The sequence below is a fragment of the Citrobacter sp. RHB25-C09 genome (genome assembly GCF_013836145.1).
Taxonomy (GTDB): domain Bacteria; phylum Pseudomonadota; class Gammaproteobacteria; order Enterobacterales; family Enterobacteriaceae; genus Citrobacter_A.
In genome coordinates, this window is record NZ_CP057483.1 from 3993421 (window position 1) to 4009290 (window position 15870).

Genomic DNA, 15870 nt, shown 5'->3' on the forward strand with positions numbered 1-15870 from the left:
GCAATACCCTGTAGGCTCGATAAGACGCATCCGGTACAACGACTCAGGGCAACGCCAGCAGTTTGCGTTTCTCTTCCGGCAAGGTATTCACCGCCTGTTGATACGACGCATCCACCAGATAATAGATTTGCGAATCGGGTAACGATCCGTCGAGATAGACAGTGCTCCAGTGCGCCTTGTTAAGATGGCGACTTGGACGCACATCGCTATGCTGTTGGCGAAGCAGTTCCGCCAGTTCAGGGCTGGTTTTCAGAGACACCGCCGGGCGTTCTTCCACCTCTTTCACCATGGCAAACAGGACATCTTCGACTTTAATTTGTGTCGCTTTCCAGTCACTGTGAACGCTCTGCTCTGCGCCGGATTTCGCCATACAGTACTGCAGTAACTCCGAATTGGTCATTGTGGTTCCCCTTTCAAGTCTGTTACTTCACTGAAAATCTCTTCTCTTCAGTTTGCAGTAAGACAAGGAAAGGTAAAAGCCAACAGCACCATTTTGTTTAAAAAAGAGCCAAAATGAGTATGCGTGGTGAATGTCGGTGTTAGTATTCCGAATTCACAATTACCTCTTCGCCAAATTGTCCCGCCTGCGGTAATGGTCGGTAGGTGGAGTTAGAGGCGCGCAGAATGCGGATCCCACGAACACTTACCTCACGAGCAGCGGCAATGTCGTTGTCCGAATCGCCATAAAACATGCGAATGCTTTTATCCTGCAACCACTGAGTCTTGGTATTCTGCCCTGGCTTATCGCCTGCAAAAATAACAGGGTTCATGTTGGCGGCCGGGATGTGGAAGTTGTCCGCCAGCGTTTTCGAGACAGTTTCCGTTTTCGTCGGGCTACGTCCGGTCACAAAGAAGATGCTGTCGCCACGGCGGATGTGCATGTCGATAAGCTGACGCGCCACTTCTTTAGGAATGCTGAACTCGTCCCAACCGTTATTCATCTTCTCCCAGAACGTCGGATTCTTCAGATAATCTTCGCTGTCCGGTGAGTACATCTTTTTACCGCGCCAGAATCCGGGACTGGAAAAAAGAACGGTATCATCAATATCAAACCCGACTGCCATCGGCGGACGTCCCGTCAGGCTGTTTTCAATCTGAGCAACAGAAACCCAGTGGACAGGCGCTTGTTCAGCGAGTTTTGCGACGTTAACGCCAGGATTAAGCGGAGAGGGTGAAGAGGCCAGCGTGCCAGGAGAATGGCTTAGCGTGGCAAAGAAGCAAAGGGCACTCAGGGCCAGTGTGGTCTTACGCATGTTTTTCCCTGTAAAGTCATTTAGTTATAATTTTAATAGTACGACTGCTCTGTAACGTTGTGACCATAACCCCGGCAGCAGGTGAAGGGAAGATTTTTCTGCGAAATTTGTCGGCCGGATAAGCATTAATGCCATCCGGCACAACATTACATCACGGCGGCGAAAGCCTTTGCGACACGCTGGACGTTAGCGGAATTCAGTCCCGCCACGCACATACGTCCACTGGCGATCAGGTAAACGCCGAACTCATCGCGCAGACGGTCGACCTGCGCTGAGGTCAGTCCGGTATAGCTGAACATGCCGCGTTGCTTCAGCAGGTAGTCAAAATTGCGGCCCGGAATAGCTGTCGTGAGCACTGCCACCAGCTCATGACGCATCGCCAGAATGCGCTTGCGCATACTTTCCACTTCTGCCAGCCAGTCTGCTTTCAGTGCGTCATCGCCAAGCACCGTCGCCACCACCTGCGCGCCAAAGTTTGGCGGGCTGGAGTAGTTCCGGCGTACCGTGGCTTTCAGTTGACCAAGTACACGACTCGCCGTTTCGCTGTCTTCACAGACCACGGAAAGTCCGCCAACGCGCTCACCATACAGAGAGAAGATCTTCGAGAACGAATTGCTGACCAGCGCAGGCAGTCCGGCACTGGCAATGGCGCGGATCGCGTAGGCGTCGTCTTCCATTCCAGCACCAAAGCCCTGATAGGCGATATCAAGGAACGGGATCAGGTCGCGCGCTTTCAGGATTTCGATCACTGCATCCCACTGGTCGGGCGTTAAATCCGCACCGGTGGGGTTATGGCAGCAGGGATGCAGCAGCACGATGCTGCGCGTCGGGAGCGTTTTCAGAAACGCCAGCAGATCGTTGAATCGTACGCCGTTTGTCGCTTCGTCATACCACGGATAAGTGCCGACGCTGAACCCGGCTCCTTCGAAAATCGCGATATGGTTTTCCCACGTTGGATCGCTCACCCAGACACCGGCGTCAGGAAAATAACGCTTCAGGAAATCCGCGCCCACTTTCAGTGCGCCAGAACCGCCCAGCGTCTGGATCGTCGCCACGCGCTGCTGCTGGAGTACAGGATGGTCAGCACCAAACAACAGCGGCGCGATGGTGTGCCGATAGCTGTTTAACCCTTCCATCGGCAGATACAGCGAGGCACCGTGCGACTCAGCGTTAAGGCGGGCTTCGGCTTCGGCCACAGCCTTGAGCTGCGGGATGATGCCGTCTTCGTTGTAATACAGACCAATACTGAGATTGACTTTGTCACTGCGCGGATCTTCTTTGAACCGCTCCATGAGCGACAGAATCGGGTCGCCAGCGTAGGCGTCAACTTTTTGAAACACGCGATGGTTCTCCAGGTTTACAGGCAGGGGTTAAAACACAATAAACCGGATGTGAGAGAAGATCGAGAGGATGTTGACGGGAAACTGTTGCTTTTTACCTGATGGAGCGGCGTGTTATCCGGCAAGGAAAACAGAGCCCCGTAGGCCCGGTAAGCGCCAGCGCCACCGGGCAAATTGCCGGATGGCGGCTGCGCCTTATCCGGCCTACAGTGACGTTAACTCACGCCGGAAAGCCGTGCGATTAATCGATGTATTGCATCGCTACTCGCGACGTCAGGCGAGTAATGAGTTCGTAAGCGCTAACTTTGGTGATTTCCGCAATGCGCTCAACCGGTAGACCTTCACCCCATAAAATGACCGGGTCGCCCGCTTTATCCGTGGCCTGCGGGCCTAAATCCACGCAGATCATATCCATGGCAACACGTCCGACAATCGGGACTTCGCGCCCGTTCACCAGCACCGGCGTACCAGAAGGGGCGGCGCGAGGATAACCGTCGCCATAGCCCATGGCAACCACCCCGAGACGCGTGTCACGCTCGCTGATCCACGTTCCGCCGTATCCGACCGGCTCTCCCGTTTTGTGCTCACGCACGGCGATCAGGCTGGAGGTCAATGACATCACCGGCTGGCAGCCAAAGTCAGCCCCGGTGGACTGATTTTCCAGCGGCGATACGCCGTAGAGAATAATCCCCGGACGCGCCCAGTCAAAATGCGACTGCGGCCATAGCAAAATCCCACCGGACGCGGCGATGGAGCGTTGCCCCGGCTTGCCTTCGCAAAAGGTGTTGAAGATATCGAGCTGCCTTTCGGTTGCGCCACATTCCGGCTCATCCGCACGCGCGAAATGGCTGACGATATTGACCGGCTGGCGTACGTTTTTACACTGCGAGAGTCGCTGATAAAAGGCCTCGGCTTCCTCAGGAAGCACGCCCAGACGGTGCATGCCGGTGTCGAGTTTCATCCACACCGTGACCGGTTCTACCATTTCGGCGGATTCAAGCGCGGCAAGCTGCTCCTCGTTATGCACTGCAGTTTGCAGGTGCTGCTCGGCAATAAGCGGCAGATCGGAGGCCTCAAAAAAACCTTCCAGCAGCAAGATCGGCTGCGTGATCCCGCCCGCGCGCAGGCGCAGGGCTTCTTCGAGACGCGCAACGCCAAAAGCGTCAGCATCGGGGAGCGTTCGCGCGGTTTCTAACAAACCGTGTCCGTAGGCGTTCGCTTTCACGACCGCAACCAGCTTACTGGCAGGTGCCAGTTCACGCAGGCGTTGCAGGTTGTGTCGCAGAGCGCGGCGGTTGATAACTACTGTTGCCGCTTGCATTTATATTCCTTAATAAAAAGACTCTCCAAAATCATTCGCGTTGCAGGAAGGCGACAAGCCCGTGAATCCCCGGGAGCTTAGTAAACTAAGTGACCGGGGTGAGCGGGCGCAGTCAACACCCCTGCGGCGTGAAGGATGACGGAGAGTTATTCATCATCATATTGAGGACCGGCATAGTTGTCGAAACGCGACCACTGTCCGTTAAAGGTCAGACGTACCGTACCGATGGGGCCGTTACGCTGCTTACCAATAATGATTTCCGCGATCCCTTTCAGGTCGCTGTTCTCGTGATAAACCTCGTCACGATAGATAAACATGATCAGGTCGGCGTCCTGTTCGATGGAGCCGGATTCACGCAGGTCGGAGTTAACCGGCCGCTTATCGGCACGTTGTTCCAGCGAGCGGTTAAGCTGCGACAGCGCCACTACAGGCACCTGGAGCTCTTTTGCCAGCGCCTTCAGCGAGCGGGAGATTTCCGCAATCTCCAGGGTACGGTTGTCGGAAAGCGACGGTACGCGCATCAGCTGCAGGTAGTCGATCATGATAAGCCCGATGCCGCCGTGTTCACGGGCGATACGGCGCGCGCGGGAGCGCACTTCCGTCGGCGTCAGGCCAGAAGAGTCATCAATATAGATGTTACGTTTTTCCAGCAGGATCCCCATCGTGCCGGAAATGCGCGCCCAGTCCTCATCGTCGAGCTGACCGGTACGAATACGCGTCTGATCCACACGGGACAGCGATGCCAGAGAACGCATCATAATCTGTTCCGAGGGCATTTCGAGACTGAAGATCAGCACCGGCTTATCCTGCAACATCGCCGCGTTTTCGACGAGGTTCATCGCAAACGTGGTTTTACCCATCGACGGACGCGCCGCGACAATGATCAGATCCGACGGCTGTAAACCCGCGGTCTTTTTGTTGAGGTCGTCATAGCCGGTGTTTACACCCGTAACACCATCGTGCGGCTGCTGGAAGAGCTGTTCGATACGTGCGACGGTAGCGTCAAGCACTTCGGTAATGTTCTTCGGGCCTTCATCTTTATTGGCACGGCTTTCGGCAATTTTAAAGACGCGAGACTCGGCGAGATCGAGCAGATCTTCGCTGGTACGCCCCTGCGGATCAAAACCCGCATCGGCAATTTCATGGGCGACCGCAATCATGTCACGAACAACGGCGCGTTCGCGCACAATATCTGCATAAGCGCTGATGTTCGCCGCACTTGGCGTGTTTTTAGAAAGCTCGGCAAGATAGGCAAAACCGCCGACGCTGTCCAGTTGCCCCTGTCGCTCCAGCGATTCCGCGAGCGTAATCAGGTCGATAGGACTGCCGGTTTCCTGCAACCGCCCCATCTCGGTGAAGATGTGGCGATGCGGGCGGGTGTAAAAATCATCCGCTACGACGCGCTCGGCGACGTCGTCCCAGCGCTCGTTGTCCAGCATTAAACCACCCAACACCGACTGTTCCGCTTCAATCGAGTGCGGGGGTACTTTCAGCCCGGCGACCTGCGGATCGCGGTCCCGAACATCAGTCTGTTGTTTGTTGAAGGGTTTATTTCCTGCCATAGTGAATGGAGTTACCGAGACAATGATTGGTTCGCAAGATTACCACATTTCTGGAGGAATCATGGCAACACGAATTGAATTTCACAAGCATGGTGGCCCTGATGTGCTACAGGTCGCGGATTTTACGCCGAGAGACCCATCAGAGAACGAAATCCAGGTAGAAAACAAGGCGATTGGCATTAACTTTATCGATACCTATATCCGCAGCGGGCTCTATCCACCGCCGGTCTTACCGAGCGGTTTAGGGACCGAAGCAGCGGGCATCGTTAGTAAAGTGGGCAGCGGCGTCAGGCATATCAAAGCCGGGGATCGCGTGGTGTATGCTCAATCAGCCCTCGGCGCCTACAGCTCGGTGCATAACGTGCCGGCCGATAAGGTCGCTATTTTGCCCGATGCCATCTCCTTTGAGCAGGCTGCGGCCTCTTTTCTTAAGGGGCTTACTGTCTTTTATCTGCTGCGCAAAACGTATGAAATAAAACCCGACGAACCGTTTCTGTTTCACGCAGCGGCGGGTGGCGTGGGGCTTATCGCCTGTCAGTGGGCGAAAGCGCTGGGGGCTAAACTGATTGGCACCGTCGGCAGCGCGCAAAAAGCGCAGCGGGCGCTGGATGCTGGCGCCTGGCAGGTGATCAACTATCGTGAAGAGAACATTGTTGAACGGGTTAAAGAGATCACCGGCGGTAAAAAAGTGCGGGTGGTGTATGACTCGGTTGGTAAAGACACCTGGGAAGCCTCTCTGGACTGTCTACAACGCCGTGGTCTGATGGTCAGCTTCGGCAACGCGTCCGGCCCAGTTACCGGTGTCAACCTGGGCATTCTGAACCAGAAAGGTTCACTGTACGCGACCCGCCCTTCTCTTCAGGGCTATATCACCAACGCCGAGGAGTTGACCGAAGCCAGTAATGAACTATTTTCACTGATTGCCAGCGGCGTGATTAAAGTGGATGTGGCGGAAAGCCAGAAATATGCGCTGAAAGATGCACGGCGCGCACACGAGGTCCTGGAGAGCCGGGCGACGGAGGGATCGAGCTTATTGATTCCTTAAGTCAGAAAGAAATTGGGCTTCCATCTGGGAAGCCCTTTCTTTTTTTGTTCGGCTGAATGTAGGGTACAGCGCGATGAATTTGTGAGACGCGCAATAGTGACAGATTTGCTTATCAATTCCTATTTGGTTCTAAAGGCAAAATCACAGGTTGTGATGAACCCCACAATCCCCTAGTAACGCCAGCGGTTACTGCGCTGATATTGCGGGATTTTTGGCGCTTTAATCGCCTTGATGACCCACACCACAGCAACGACCAACAGCAGCCATGGCAACAGCTTGAACATCAGCGCCAACATGCCGCCAAGGAACATCACCACGGTTGCCACGAACAGCGCAGCCAGAATGCCCAACAGCGACACGCCGGTCACCATCAGCATAAAAAAGAATCCCAGGATAAAAAGTAGTTCCAGCATGATGCTCTCCCATAACGTATTTTCCTGAAAGCATTACAAAAAACATGCCAAAATTAACCTGCTGATTTATCAACAAAACGCCCCGCGATTACTCGCAGGGCGTGGTGAAATTGACTAACTTTTAGTGAAATTTTAACGTTTGTCGGCAACCAGCTTCAGCGCATGTTCCAGGACGTGGATATCTGCCCCGGCTTTATGGGCGTTTTCGCTCAGATAACGACGCCACTGGCGCGCCCCCGGTATTCCCTGGAACAGGCCCAGCATATGGCGGGTAATATGACCAAGGTAGGTCCCCTGGCTCAGTTCGCGCTCAATGTACGGGTACATGGCCCGCACGACGGCAACCGGATCGGCATCCGCAGTGGTTGCGCCAAAAATTTCACGATCCACTGAGGCCAGAATGCCTGGGTTTTGATAGGCTTCGCGTCCAACCATCACGCCATCCATATGTTCAAGGTGCGCTTTCGCCTCTTCCAGGGACTTAATGCCGCCGTTAATGGACATAGTTAAATGGGGGAAATCTCGCTTAAGCTGATAGACACGCGGATAGTCAAGCGGTGGGATCTCGCGGTTTTCTTTCGGGCTTAAGCCAGAAAGCCATGCCTTACGGGCATGAATGATAAACATCTCGCATTCGCCGTGACCGGAAACCGTATTGATGAAATCACACAAAAATTCGTAACTGTCCTGGTCGTCAATGCCAATGCGCGTCTTCACCGTCACGGGAATCGACACCACATCACGCATCGCCTTCACGCAGTCAGCGACCAGTTGTGCATTCCCCATAAGACAGGCGCCAAACATACCGTTCTGCACGCGATCGGACGGGCATCCCACGTTGAGGTTGATCTCGTCATAACCGCGTTCTTCCGCCAGTTTTGCACAGTGCGCCAATGCAGAGGGGTCGCTCCCGCCTAATTGCAGGGCAAGCGGATGTTCTTCATCGCTGTACGCCAGGTAATCGCCTTTGCCATGAATGATTGCGCCTGTTGTCACCATCTCGGTGTAGAGCAGCGTCTGGCGAGACAGCAGGCGCAAAAAGTAGCGGCAGTGCCTGTCGGTCCAGTCGAGCATCGGCGCGATGGAGAAACGGTGTGCAGGGAAGGCTGTTTGTAATTCAGGTGACATGGCGATTTTTTGAGCATCAGGTGAATTGGGGGCGCTACTATAGCATAAAGGTAAACCGGAGACGTAACCGTCTCCGGTGCCTCATCAGAAGGTCATACTGAGCTGCGCACCTGCGCCCCACGTTTCGTCTTCGCCGTACAGACCCATCAGGTCCACATGGACGCGGTTGAAGGGCGCAAACCCAACACCACCGGTAAAGACGTTGCTGTCGTTCGCCTTGACGTCAGCACGGTAACCTGCGCGGACCGCCAGCCAGTTCAGCGGGCGAACTTCGGCACCGACACCGACGTACTGGGAGTTATCTTCGCTCTTAAAGCCTTTGGTTTCCGTTAAATCGCCATCTGCCGTGAGCGTTACCAGGTCGTTATGCCAGGCGACGCCTGCGGTGACCAGCGGGCGGATCTGATAAGTATCTTTATAATCGCGCGTTTCACCGGTTAAACCGTGGGTGATGTAAATCGATTTGGTATCGATATCACGCGAGATAAGGTTTTGCCCACTCACGCCCACCGTCCAGTTTTCGCCAAAATCCGCCGCAATCCCGGCGTCTACGTTAAAACCGGTGTCATCGTTACGATAGCGGCTACTGTTCCAGTCACTGCTGTCGTAGTTATAGATGGAAGTCGTGTAATTATAGAGCCAGGTTTTTTGCAGCTTCGGCGTCACGCCAATCGACAGCGGCACATCGCCAACCTCAAACTGCCGCGCCACTGCAACACCATAGTCCGAAACGATCGCCGCGCGCCCGGAGGCCGTAGAATTCAGGTGTTTAGTGATTTCATCCGACCCCTGCAACGCCGCCCGGCCCGCTTCAACCAGCGCATAGGCATCGCTTCCTTCAATTCTGCGCAGATAATCGATATCCCCTTGATCAATGGACGAGCTTACGCGACCGTGCGCATAGCCTTTCGCAACAAACGCCACGGATAACACATCGTTGGGAATGCTGACCGCAAGTCCGGCCCCCGCGTTGGCATGTGCCGTTTTACCCTTCAGGTATTCCAGTTCGTCGGCCAGATCGCGCGCCGCCCCCTGGAACTGGTTCAAAACACCGCCGGGGTTAAGCAGAATGTCACCAGGGGTCAGATTATCAACAACATCATCGTAGTAATCGATTTTGTCACTGATATCGTCAATTTCATCCTGGAGATTATCCTTGTCGGTAATTTGCGCACCAACCGCGGGAAGGATGACGGTAATGCTGTCCTCGGGCTTCGCTTTTGCCAGCAAAGCCGGGTTGATGAGGACACCACTACCATAATGTGCTGAAGCTACGCCCGTTCCGCCCATCGCGTCGTTGCGCGCTTCCGCCCAGGTATTCGCCGCGTTCGCCTGTTGCGACACTAAGAACGAAACCGCGACTGCCACCACCGAAAAGTTAAAATTTTTATTCACAGTAGACCCGTTTTTATTTGCAGGTGAAGAAACACCTCTGCCAGTATCAACGCAGCAGAGAAGAACTTTTGCTGTGAAAAAAACACTAAAAACCGCGCTATTCGCCCCATGCTGAAGACAACTGAAGCGTTCTCTTTTTGTGATGTACCTCAATATGTATAGAAGACTTTGTAAGGTCCGCAAAGATTAGCAGGCGATATATCGTCTGAAATGGCGACTCTGGCTGGATCTCGGCGTTTCCTGCATAACATGATAAAGTGAGGGTTTATCACCCTACGCAAACCAAGGTGCCCCATGGAAAAGCCCACAACGCAAGAACTGTTAGCGCAAGCTGAAAAATTGTGCGCGCAACGCAATGTGCGACTGACTCCACAGCGCCTTGAAGTTTTACGCCTGATGAGCCTGCAGGAAGGCGCGATTAGCGCTTACGATCTGCTCGATCTTCTGCGTGAATCAGAGCCCCAGGCTAAGCCGCCAACGGTCTATCGCGCACTGGATTTTCTGCTTGAACAAGGTTTTGTGCATAAGGTGGAATCCACCAACAGCTATGTCATGTGCTATCTGTTCGATCAGCCAACCCATACCTCTGCGATGTTTATCTGTGACCGTTGCGGTGGGGTAAAGGAAGAGTGTGCGGAAGGGGTGGAAGATATCATGCATACGCTGGCCGCGAAGATGGGGTTCGCCCTTCGTCACAATGTGATTGAAGCGCATGGCCTCTGTTCTGCGTGTGTTGAAGTCGAAGCTTGCCGTCACCCTGGCGAGTGTCAGCACGATCATTCCATTCTGGTGAAAAAGAAATCTCGTTAAATAAGTGGGCGGCACCCTTGCGCCGCCCTGTGCAAACAATTGCGAATTCATTTCTGGATCCGCAGGCAAACGTAGTGGTTACCAGCGGTAGTCGTTACGGGTTTCCCAGTCACCGACCTCTTTTTCCGCCTGATCCTTCTGATAACCGTAGCGTTCCTGGATTTTACCTACCAGTTGGTCACGTTTACCTTCAATGACCGTCATATCATCATCGGTCAGTTTGCCCCATTGCTCTTTCACTTTACCTTTGAATTGTTTCCAGTTACCACCGGCTTCATCTTTATTCATCATAAAGTCCTCTTCGTTAGGCTGTGAATAGCGAGAGTAAACCGCCCAGCTTCGCTATTTTTTCTGCTGAACGTAATGATAAGTGTAGTCAGGAATCTCGGCTTAAAATCATTATTCGGAATTTTTAACCGTTACGTTGCCGAAAACCAGGTTCCGTTACGCCAGTGTCGACGCCAGATATAGGCTAAAGAGAGCCCGCGTAGCGCCAGAAAAACGGCTAACGCCAGCCACAAACCGTGGTTCCCGAGCAGAGGAAGTGCCAGTAAAGTTAACGCAAAACCACTGGCCGCGACCGCCATGCTGTTACGCATTTCTGCTGCGCGTGTCGCACCAATAAACATGCCGTCGAGCAGATAGCACCAGACGCCCACTAACGGCAGGATCACCTGCCAGATCAGGTAGCGATCGGCCAATATTTGAATCTCAGTCAGCGACGTCAGAAGAGCAATAATCTGTTCACCTGCGAGCAGATAGACCAGCGAAAACAGCAGTGCGACGACACCTGCCTGGCGACAGGCGGCGCGCCAGACATCCAGCAACTGGCTGCCGTCCCGTGCGCCATAGGCTTGCCCGGAATGCGCCTCTACGGCGTAGGCGAAGCCGTCCAGCGCGTAGGCGGTGAAGGTCAGCAGCGTCATCAGCACCGCGTTGACAGCGATAATATCGCTCCCCAGTCTGGCACCCAGTACGGTGATCGCGCCAAAGCAGAGTTGCAGCAGCAGCGAACGCAACATAATGTCGCGATTGAGCGCTAACAGACGCCGAAAATGGCCGCGCCAGGCCTGCTTTAACATAGCCGCGGTTATGCCGCGCAAATGAAGTACCTTTCGCACCATCAGCAGCCCAATCACTAACGTGGAGTATTCCGCAATGACCGTCGCCAGCGCAGCGCCCTGCACGTTCATGTGCAGACCCATCACCAGCCATAAATCGAGAACAATGTTCAGGATATTGCCGACAATCAACAGGATAACCGGCGCGCGAGCATACTGAACGCCCAGCAGCCAGCCGAGCAGAACCAGATTCGCCAGCGACGCCGGCGCACTTAACCAGCGAATCGCCAGGAAGCGTCTTGCCTGTTCCAGCACCGCTTCGCTGCCGCCAACAATATGCAGCGCCAGATCGATTATCGGGGTGCGTAAAAGCGCAATTAATGCCCCCACCCCCAGCGCAAGGATGAGCGGTTGTACCAGCGCACGCGCCAGTGCCTGTGGGTTCTTCGCACCAAACGCCTGTGCCGTTAGCCCAGTTGTGCTCATGCGTAAAAAGAGCAACAGCATAAACAGAAAGCTAGTGGCTGTTGCACCCACAGCCACACCACCCAGATAAACCGGGCTATCCAGGTGACCAATCACCGCAGTATCCACCAGTCCCAGCAGAGGAACCGTGATATTGGAGAAGATCATGGGTAAGGCGAGACGCCAGAGGGCTTTATCAGCAGGAGCAAAGAACGGCATGAGGAGAAGCCTGAGCAGGAGTGTTTAGGTTTTGAACGCATTTCGTAAGCCCGGTAAGCACAGCGCCACCGGGCTCGGTGTCGGATGTTGGCACAAACGCCTTATCCGAGTGTGAGGTATTACAGCCACTCACCGTTGCGGATCACGCCAACGGCTAAACCTTCGATGGTAAAGCTCTGCTCACGAAGATCCACGACGATAGGCTTAAATTCGCTGTTTTCTGGCAACAGTTCGACTTTATTGCCCTGTTTTTTCAGACGTTTTACCGTCACTTCGTCGTCGATACGGGCGACAACGACCTGACCATTACGCACATCCTGGGTTTTATGCACGGCCAGCAGATCGCCGTCCATAATACCAATGTCTTTCATTGACATGCCGCTAACGCGCAGCAGAAAATCGGCATTGGGTTTAAACAGAGAAGGATCGACCTGATAATGGCCTTCGATGTGCTGCTGCGCCAGCAGGGGTTCCCCCGCCGCAACGCGACCGACAAGCGGTAACCCTTCCTCTTCTTCATGCAGCAAACGAATGCCGCGAGAAGCGCCGGATACAATCTCAATGACACCTTTACGCGCCAGCGCCTTCAGATGTTCTTCAGCCGCGTTTGGGGAACGGAACCCCAAACGCTGCGCGATTTCCGCACGCGTCGGTGGCATGCCTGTCTGGCTGATGTGATCCCGAATGAGATCAAACACCTCTTGTTGCCTGGCCGTTAACGCTTTCATTCCGCCCCCTGGGTGTATATACAGTTATGCTGTGAGTATATACAGCTAAAGGCGATTTTGGAACCACAAACTGCACATTAAACAGGAGATTTATAGCGTTATGGAATCGCGCTCGTAAAAATCCTTAACGAAAATTCGACCATAGCAGGATACCCCAGGTTATCAGCGCTATGATGATAGAGAGCAGCACCGCTGCCGACCCCATATCTTTCGCGCGACCAGAGAGTTCATGATAGTCGGAGCCGATACGGTCAACGACCGCTTCAATGGCGCTGTTAAGAATTTCAACAACCATCACCAGCATGACGGAGCCGATCAACAGAACGCGCGTTATGGCATCCACATCCAGCCAGCAGGCGACGATCACGGCAACCAGGACCGCGAGACTTTCCTGACGGAATGCGGCCTCGTTAATCCATGCGGCGCGAAAACCTTTCCAGGAATAGCCAGCAGCTTTGATAATTCGGGTGAATCCAGTGGTATTATTGGCCATCAAAAGAACCTTTTTGCATTATTGGCGTCAATGTCATTGTCCTGTTAACTCAAATGTTTTGAGTTAATGCAACGCGGCGCGAAGTATGACGGGATACAACAGAAATTCACATGACTTTCTGATATCCTTGCAGCGCATTTGCACTATTAACCAGAGGCTTTACATCGTTTATGTCCGGCTGGCCACGAATTTACTATAAAATCCTGAATTTACCATTAAGCGTGCTGGTAAAAAGCAAGTCTATTCCGGCAGATCCTGCCCCGGAGTTAGGGCTCGATACCTCTCGTCCCATTATGTACGTTTTACCGTACAACTCCAAAGCGGACTTGTTGACACTGCGCGCTCAGTGTTTGGCGCACGACCTCCCCGACCCATTAGAACCGCTGGAGATCGACGGCACTCAGCTGCCGCGCTATGTGTTCATTCACGGCGGACCGCGTGTCTTTACCTATTACACGCCGAAAGAAGAGTCCATTAAGCTGTTCCATAACTATCTCGACCTGCACCGCAGCAATCCGAGTCTGGATGTGCAAATGGTGCCAGTATCGGTGATGTTTGGCCGCGCGCCCGGGCGTGAAAAAGGGGAAGTGAACCCGCCTTTACGCATGCTCAACGGCATTCAAAAATTCTTTGCCGTCTCCTGGCTGGGTCGCGACAGCTTTGTGCGCTTCTCACCTTCCGTCTCGCTGCGCCGTATGGCTGACGAGCACGGCACCGATAAAATTATTGCTCAAAAACTGGCTCGCGTGGCGCGAATGCACTTCGCCCGTCAGCGTCTGGCCGCCGTGGGGCCGCGTTTGCCTGCGCGTCAGGATCTGTTTAATAAACTGCTAGCTTCGAAGGCGATTGCCCGCGCGGTCGAAGACGAAGCGCGCAGTAAGAAAATCTCCCACGAAAAAGCGCAGCAGAACGCGATCGCGCTGATGGAAGAAATTGCCGCCAACTTCTCTTACGAGATGATTCGCCTGACCGACCGTATTCTGGGCTTTACCTGGAACCGGCTGTATCAGGGGATTAACGTCCACAACGCCGAGCGCGTTCGCCAGCTGGCGCATGACGGGCACGAGATTGTCTATGTGCCGTGTCACCGCAGCCATATGGACTATCTGCTGCTCTCCTACGTCCTGTATCACCAGGGTCTGGTTCCCCCGCACATTGCAGCCGGGATTAACCTGAACTTCTGGCCAGCCGGGCCGATCTTCCGCCGCCTGGGGGCGTTCTTTATTCGCCGTACCTTTAAGGGCAACAAGCTCTATTCCACCGTCTTCCGCGAGTATCTGGGCGAACTGTTCAGCCGTGGTTATTCGGTGGAATACTTCGTTGAGGGCGGACGCTCACGTACTGGCCGTCTGCTGGATCCGAAAACCGGTACCCTGTCGATGACCATCCAGGCCATGCTGCGCGGCGGCACCCGTCCGATCACGCTTGTGCCGATTTACATCGGCTATGAGCACGTCATGGAAGTGGGGACCTATGCGAAAGAGCTGCGTGGCGCGACCAAAGAGAAAGAAAGTCTGCCACAGATGCTGCGCGGCCTGAGCAAGCTGCGTAATCTGGGTCAGGGCTATGTTAACTTCGGCGAACCGATGCCGCTGATGACATACCTGAATCATCACGTTCCAGAATGGCGCGAGTCGATCGATCCAATCGAAGCCGTGCGTCCTGCCTGGCTGACGCCAACGGTGAACGGCATCGCTGAAGAGCTCATGGTGCGGATTAACAACGCTGGTGCGGCTAACGCCATGAACCTGTGCTGTACCGCACTGCTGGCGTCCCGTCAGCGCTCGCTGACCCGTGAACAGCTAACAGAACAACTCAACTGTTATCTGGATTTGATGCGCAATGTACCGTACTCCCCTGACTCGACGGTGCCATCCGTCAGCGCCAGCGATCTCATCGATCACGCGTTGCAGATGAACAAGTTCGAAGTCGAGAAAGACACCATTGGCGATATTATCATCCTGCCGCGCGAGCAGGCGGTTCTCATGACCTACTATCGCAATAACATTGCCCACATGCTGGTTCTGCCTTCGCTGATGGCGGCAATTATTACCCAGCATCGCCATATTTCACGCGCGGCGCTACAGCAGCATGTTGAAGTACTGTATCCGATGCTGAAAGCGGAGCTGTTCCTGCGTTGGGAACGCGAAGCGTTGACGGGCGTTATTGATGCACTGGTCGAAGAGATGCAGCGCCAGGGACTCATCTCCGTTCAGAATGACGAACTGCACATTAACCCTGCGCATTCTCGCACGCTGCAACTGCTGGCGGCAGGGGCGCGCGAAACGCTACAGCGTTACGCCATTACCTTCTGGCTGCTGAGTGCGAACCCGTCAATCAACCGTGGTACGCTGGAGAAAGAAAGCCGCACCGTAGCGCAGCGTCTGTCCGTGCTGCACGGCATCAACGCGCCGGAGTTCTTCGATAAGGCGGTCTTCAGTTCACTGGTCCTGACCCTGCGTGATGAGGGATACATCAGCGATACCGGAGATGCCGAGCCGGGCGAAACGATGAAGGTGTACCAGATGCTGGCGGAGTTAATTACGTCGGATGTGCGCCTCACCATCGAGAGTGCGACGCAAAGCGAGTAACGCACAGTAAAGCCGGTCAATGTGGACTGCACCCCAAAAGTTGGAC

At 54.3% G+C, this 15870-nt stretch carries 15 protein-coding genes; 3 read left to right on the top strand and 12 right to left on the bottom strand.

All coding sequences use genetic code 11. The annotated features are described in order from the left end of the window. Window positions 1-43: 43 nt before the first annotated feature. From HVY19_RS18895 to dnaB, 5 genes are all read right to left on the bottom strand, one after another. Window positions 44-400, bottom strand: a complete 357-nt coding sequence (locus tag HVY19_RS18895) for an MmcQ/YjbR family DNA-binding protein (protein WP_181682129.1) — start codon at window positions 398-400, stop codon at window positions 44-46. A 139-nt stretch (window positions 401-539) separates the two neighbouring features. After that, window positions 540-1253 carry an acid phosphatase AphA gene (gene aphA / locus HVY19_RS18900; RefSeq protein WP_181682130.1) on the bottom strand — a complete coding sequence of 238 codons (714 nt, stop codon included), beginning with the start codon at window positions 1251-1253 and terminating at the stop codon, window positions 540-542. A gap of 146 nt (window positions 1254-1399) precedes the next feature. After that, entirely contained in the window at window positions 1400-2593 is a 1194-nt protein-coding gene (gene tyrB / locus HVY19_RS18905) for an aromatic amino acid transaminase (protein ID WP_181682131.1), read from the bottom strand. Window positions 2594-2834: 241 nt separating this feature from the next. Continuing rightward, entirely contained in the window at window positions 2835-3914 is a 1080-nt protein-coding gene (gene alr / locus HVY19_RS18910) for an alanine racemase (RefSeq protein WP_181682132.1), read from the bottom strand. 146 nt (window positions 3915-4060) lie between these two features. Next, the gene (gene dnaB / locus HVY19_RS18915; RefSeq protein WP_181682133.1) at window positions 4061-5476 is read right to left on the bottom strand and encodes a replicative DNA helicase; all 1416 of its coding nucleotides are present in this window, start codon (window positions 5474-5476) and stop codon (window positions 4061-4063) included. A 61-nt stretch (window positions 5477-5537) separates the two neighbouring features. Between dnaB and HVY19_RS18920 the strand changes: the two genes are divergently transcribed. Continuing rightward, window positions 5538-6521, top strand: a complete 984-nt coding sequence (locus tag HVY19_RS18920; RefSeq protein WP_181682134.1) for a quinone oxidoreductase — start codon at window positions 5538-5540, stop codon at window positions 6519-6521. Window positions 6522-6691: 170 nt separating this feature from the next. On the opposite strand, the gene pspG is transcribed toward HVY19_RS18920, so the two are convergent. The 3 genes from pspG to HVY19_RS18935 all read right to left on the bottom strand — a co-directional run bounded on the left by pspG (window position 6692) and on the right by HVY19_RS18935 (window position 9457). Continuing rightward, window positions 6692-6934, bottom strand: a complete 243-nt coding sequence (gene pspG / locus HVY19_RS18925) for an envelope stress response protein PspG (protein WP_181682135.1) — start codon at window positions 6932-6934, stop codon at window positions 6692-6694. 132 nt (window positions 6935-7066) lie between these two features. Next, window positions 7067-8062 (bottom strand): tRNA dihydrouridine(20/20a) synthase DusA, encoded by a 996-nt coding sequence (dusA, locus tag HVY19_RS18930; protein WP_181682136.1) that lies wholly within the window; start codon window positions 8060-8062, stop codon window positions 7067-7069. A gap of 84 nt (window positions 8063-8146) precedes the next feature. Beyond that, window positions 8147-9457, bottom strand: a complete 1311-nt coding sequence (locus HVY19_RS18935; protein ID WP_181682137.1) for a conjugal transfer protein TraF — start codon at window positions 9455-9457, stop codon at window positions 8147-8149. 294 nt (window positions 9458-9751) lie between these two features. Between HVY19_RS18935 and zur the strand changes: the two genes are divergently transcribed. Further along, window positions 9752-10267, top strand: a complete 516-nt coding sequence (gene zur / locus HVY19_RS18940) for a zinc uptake transcriptional repressor Zur (protein WP_181682138.1) — start codon at window positions 9752-9754, stop codon at window positions 10265-10267. A gap of 78 nt (window positions 10268-10345) precedes the next feature. Here zur and HVY19_RS18945 read toward each other — a convergent pair whose 3' ends face one another. The 4 genes from HVY19_RS18945 to HVY19_RS18960 all read right to left on the bottom strand — a co-directional run bounded on the left by HVY19_RS18945 (window position 10346) and on the right by HVY19_RS18960 (window position 13233). Further along, window positions 10346-10555, bottom strand: coding sequence for a CsbD family protein (locus HVY19_RS18945; RefSeq protein ID WP_042291340.1), 210 nt, complete (start codon window positions 10553-10555; stop codon window positions 10346-10348). Between the two features lie 131 nt (window positions 10556-10686). Continuing rightward, complete coding sequence (gene dinF, locus HVY19_RS18950) at window positions 10687-12012, bottom strand: MATE family efflux transporter DinF (protein ID WP_181682139.1); 1326 nt, start codon at window positions 12010-12012, stop codon at window positions 10687-10689. A 119-nt stretch (window positions 12013-12131) separates the two neighbouring features. Next, window positions 12132-12740 carry a transcriptional repressor LexA gene (lexA, locus tag HVY19_RS18955; protein ID WP_181682140.1) on the bottom strand — a complete coding sequence of 203 codons (609 nt, stop codon included), beginning with the start codon at window positions 12738-12740 and terminating at the stop codon, window positions 12132-12134. A 124-nt stretch (window positions 12741-12864) separates the two neighbouring features. Beyond that, window positions 12865-13233 carry a diacylglycerol kinase gene (locus HVY19_RS18960; protein ID WP_181682141.1) on the bottom strand — a complete coding sequence of 123 codons (369 nt, stop codon included), beginning with the start codon at window positions 13231-13233 and terminating at the stop codon, window positions 12865-12867. Window positions 13234-13403: 170 nt separating this feature from the next. Between HVY19_RS18960 and plsB the strand changes: the two genes are divergently transcribed. Beyond that, a complete protein-coding gene (plsB, locus tag HVY19_RS18965) occupies window positions 13404-15824 on the top strand; it encodes a glycerol-3-phosphate 1-O-acyltransferase PlsB (RefSeq protein ID WP_181682142.1) in 2421 nt (806 codons plus the stop codon). Window positions 15825-15870 lie beyond the last annotated feature (46 nt).

Coding starts and splice junctions, on each gene's coding strand:
- HVY19_RS18895 (WP_181682129.1), bottom strand. CDS start 400: ATGACCAATTCGGAGTTACTGCAGTACTGTATGGCGAAATCCGGCGCA.
- aphA (WP_181682130.1), bottom strand. CDS start 1,253: ATGCGTAAGACCACACTGGCCCTGAGTGCCCTTTGCTTCTTTGCCACG.
- alr (WP_181682132.1), bottom strand. CDS start 3,914: ATGCAAGCGGCAACAGTAGTTATCAACCGCCGCGCTCTGCGACACAAC.
- dnaB (WP_181682133.1), bottom strand. CDS start 5,476: ATGGCAGGAAATAAACCCTTCAACAAACAACAGACTGATGTTCGGGAC.
- HVY19_RS18920 (WP_181682134.1), top strand. CDS start 5,538: ATGGCAACACGAATTGAATTTCACAAGCATGGTGGCCCTGATGTGCTA.
- pspG (WP_181682135.1), bottom strand. CDS start 6,934: ATGCTGGAACTACTTTTTATCCTGGGATTCTTTTTTATGCTGATGGTG.
- dusA (WP_181682136.1), bottom strand. CDS start 8,062: ATGTCACCTGAATTACAAACAGCCTTCCCTGCACACCGTTTCTCCATC.
- zur (WP_181682138.1), top strand. CDS start 9,752: ATGGAAAAGCCCACAACGCAAGAACTGTTAGCGCAAGCTGAAAAATTG.
- HVY19_RS18945 (WP_042291340.1), bottom strand. CDS start 10,555: ATGAATAAAGATGAAGCCGGTGGTAACTGGAAACAATTCAAAGGTAAA.
- dinF (WP_181682139.1), bottom strand. CDS start 12,012: ATGCCGTTCTTTGCTCCTGCTGATAAAGCCCTCTGGCGTCTCGCCTTA.
- lexA (WP_181682140.1), bottom strand. CDS start 12,740: ATGAAAGCGTTAACGGCCAGGCAACAAGAGGTGTTTGATCTCATTCGG.
- HVY19_RS18960 (WP_181682141.1), bottom strand. CDS start 13,233: ATGGCCAATAATACCACTGGATTCACCCGAATTATCAAAGCTGCTGGC.
- plsB (WP_181682142.1), top strand. CDS start 13,404: ATGTCCGGCTGGCCACGAATTTACTATAAAATCCTGAATTTACCATTA.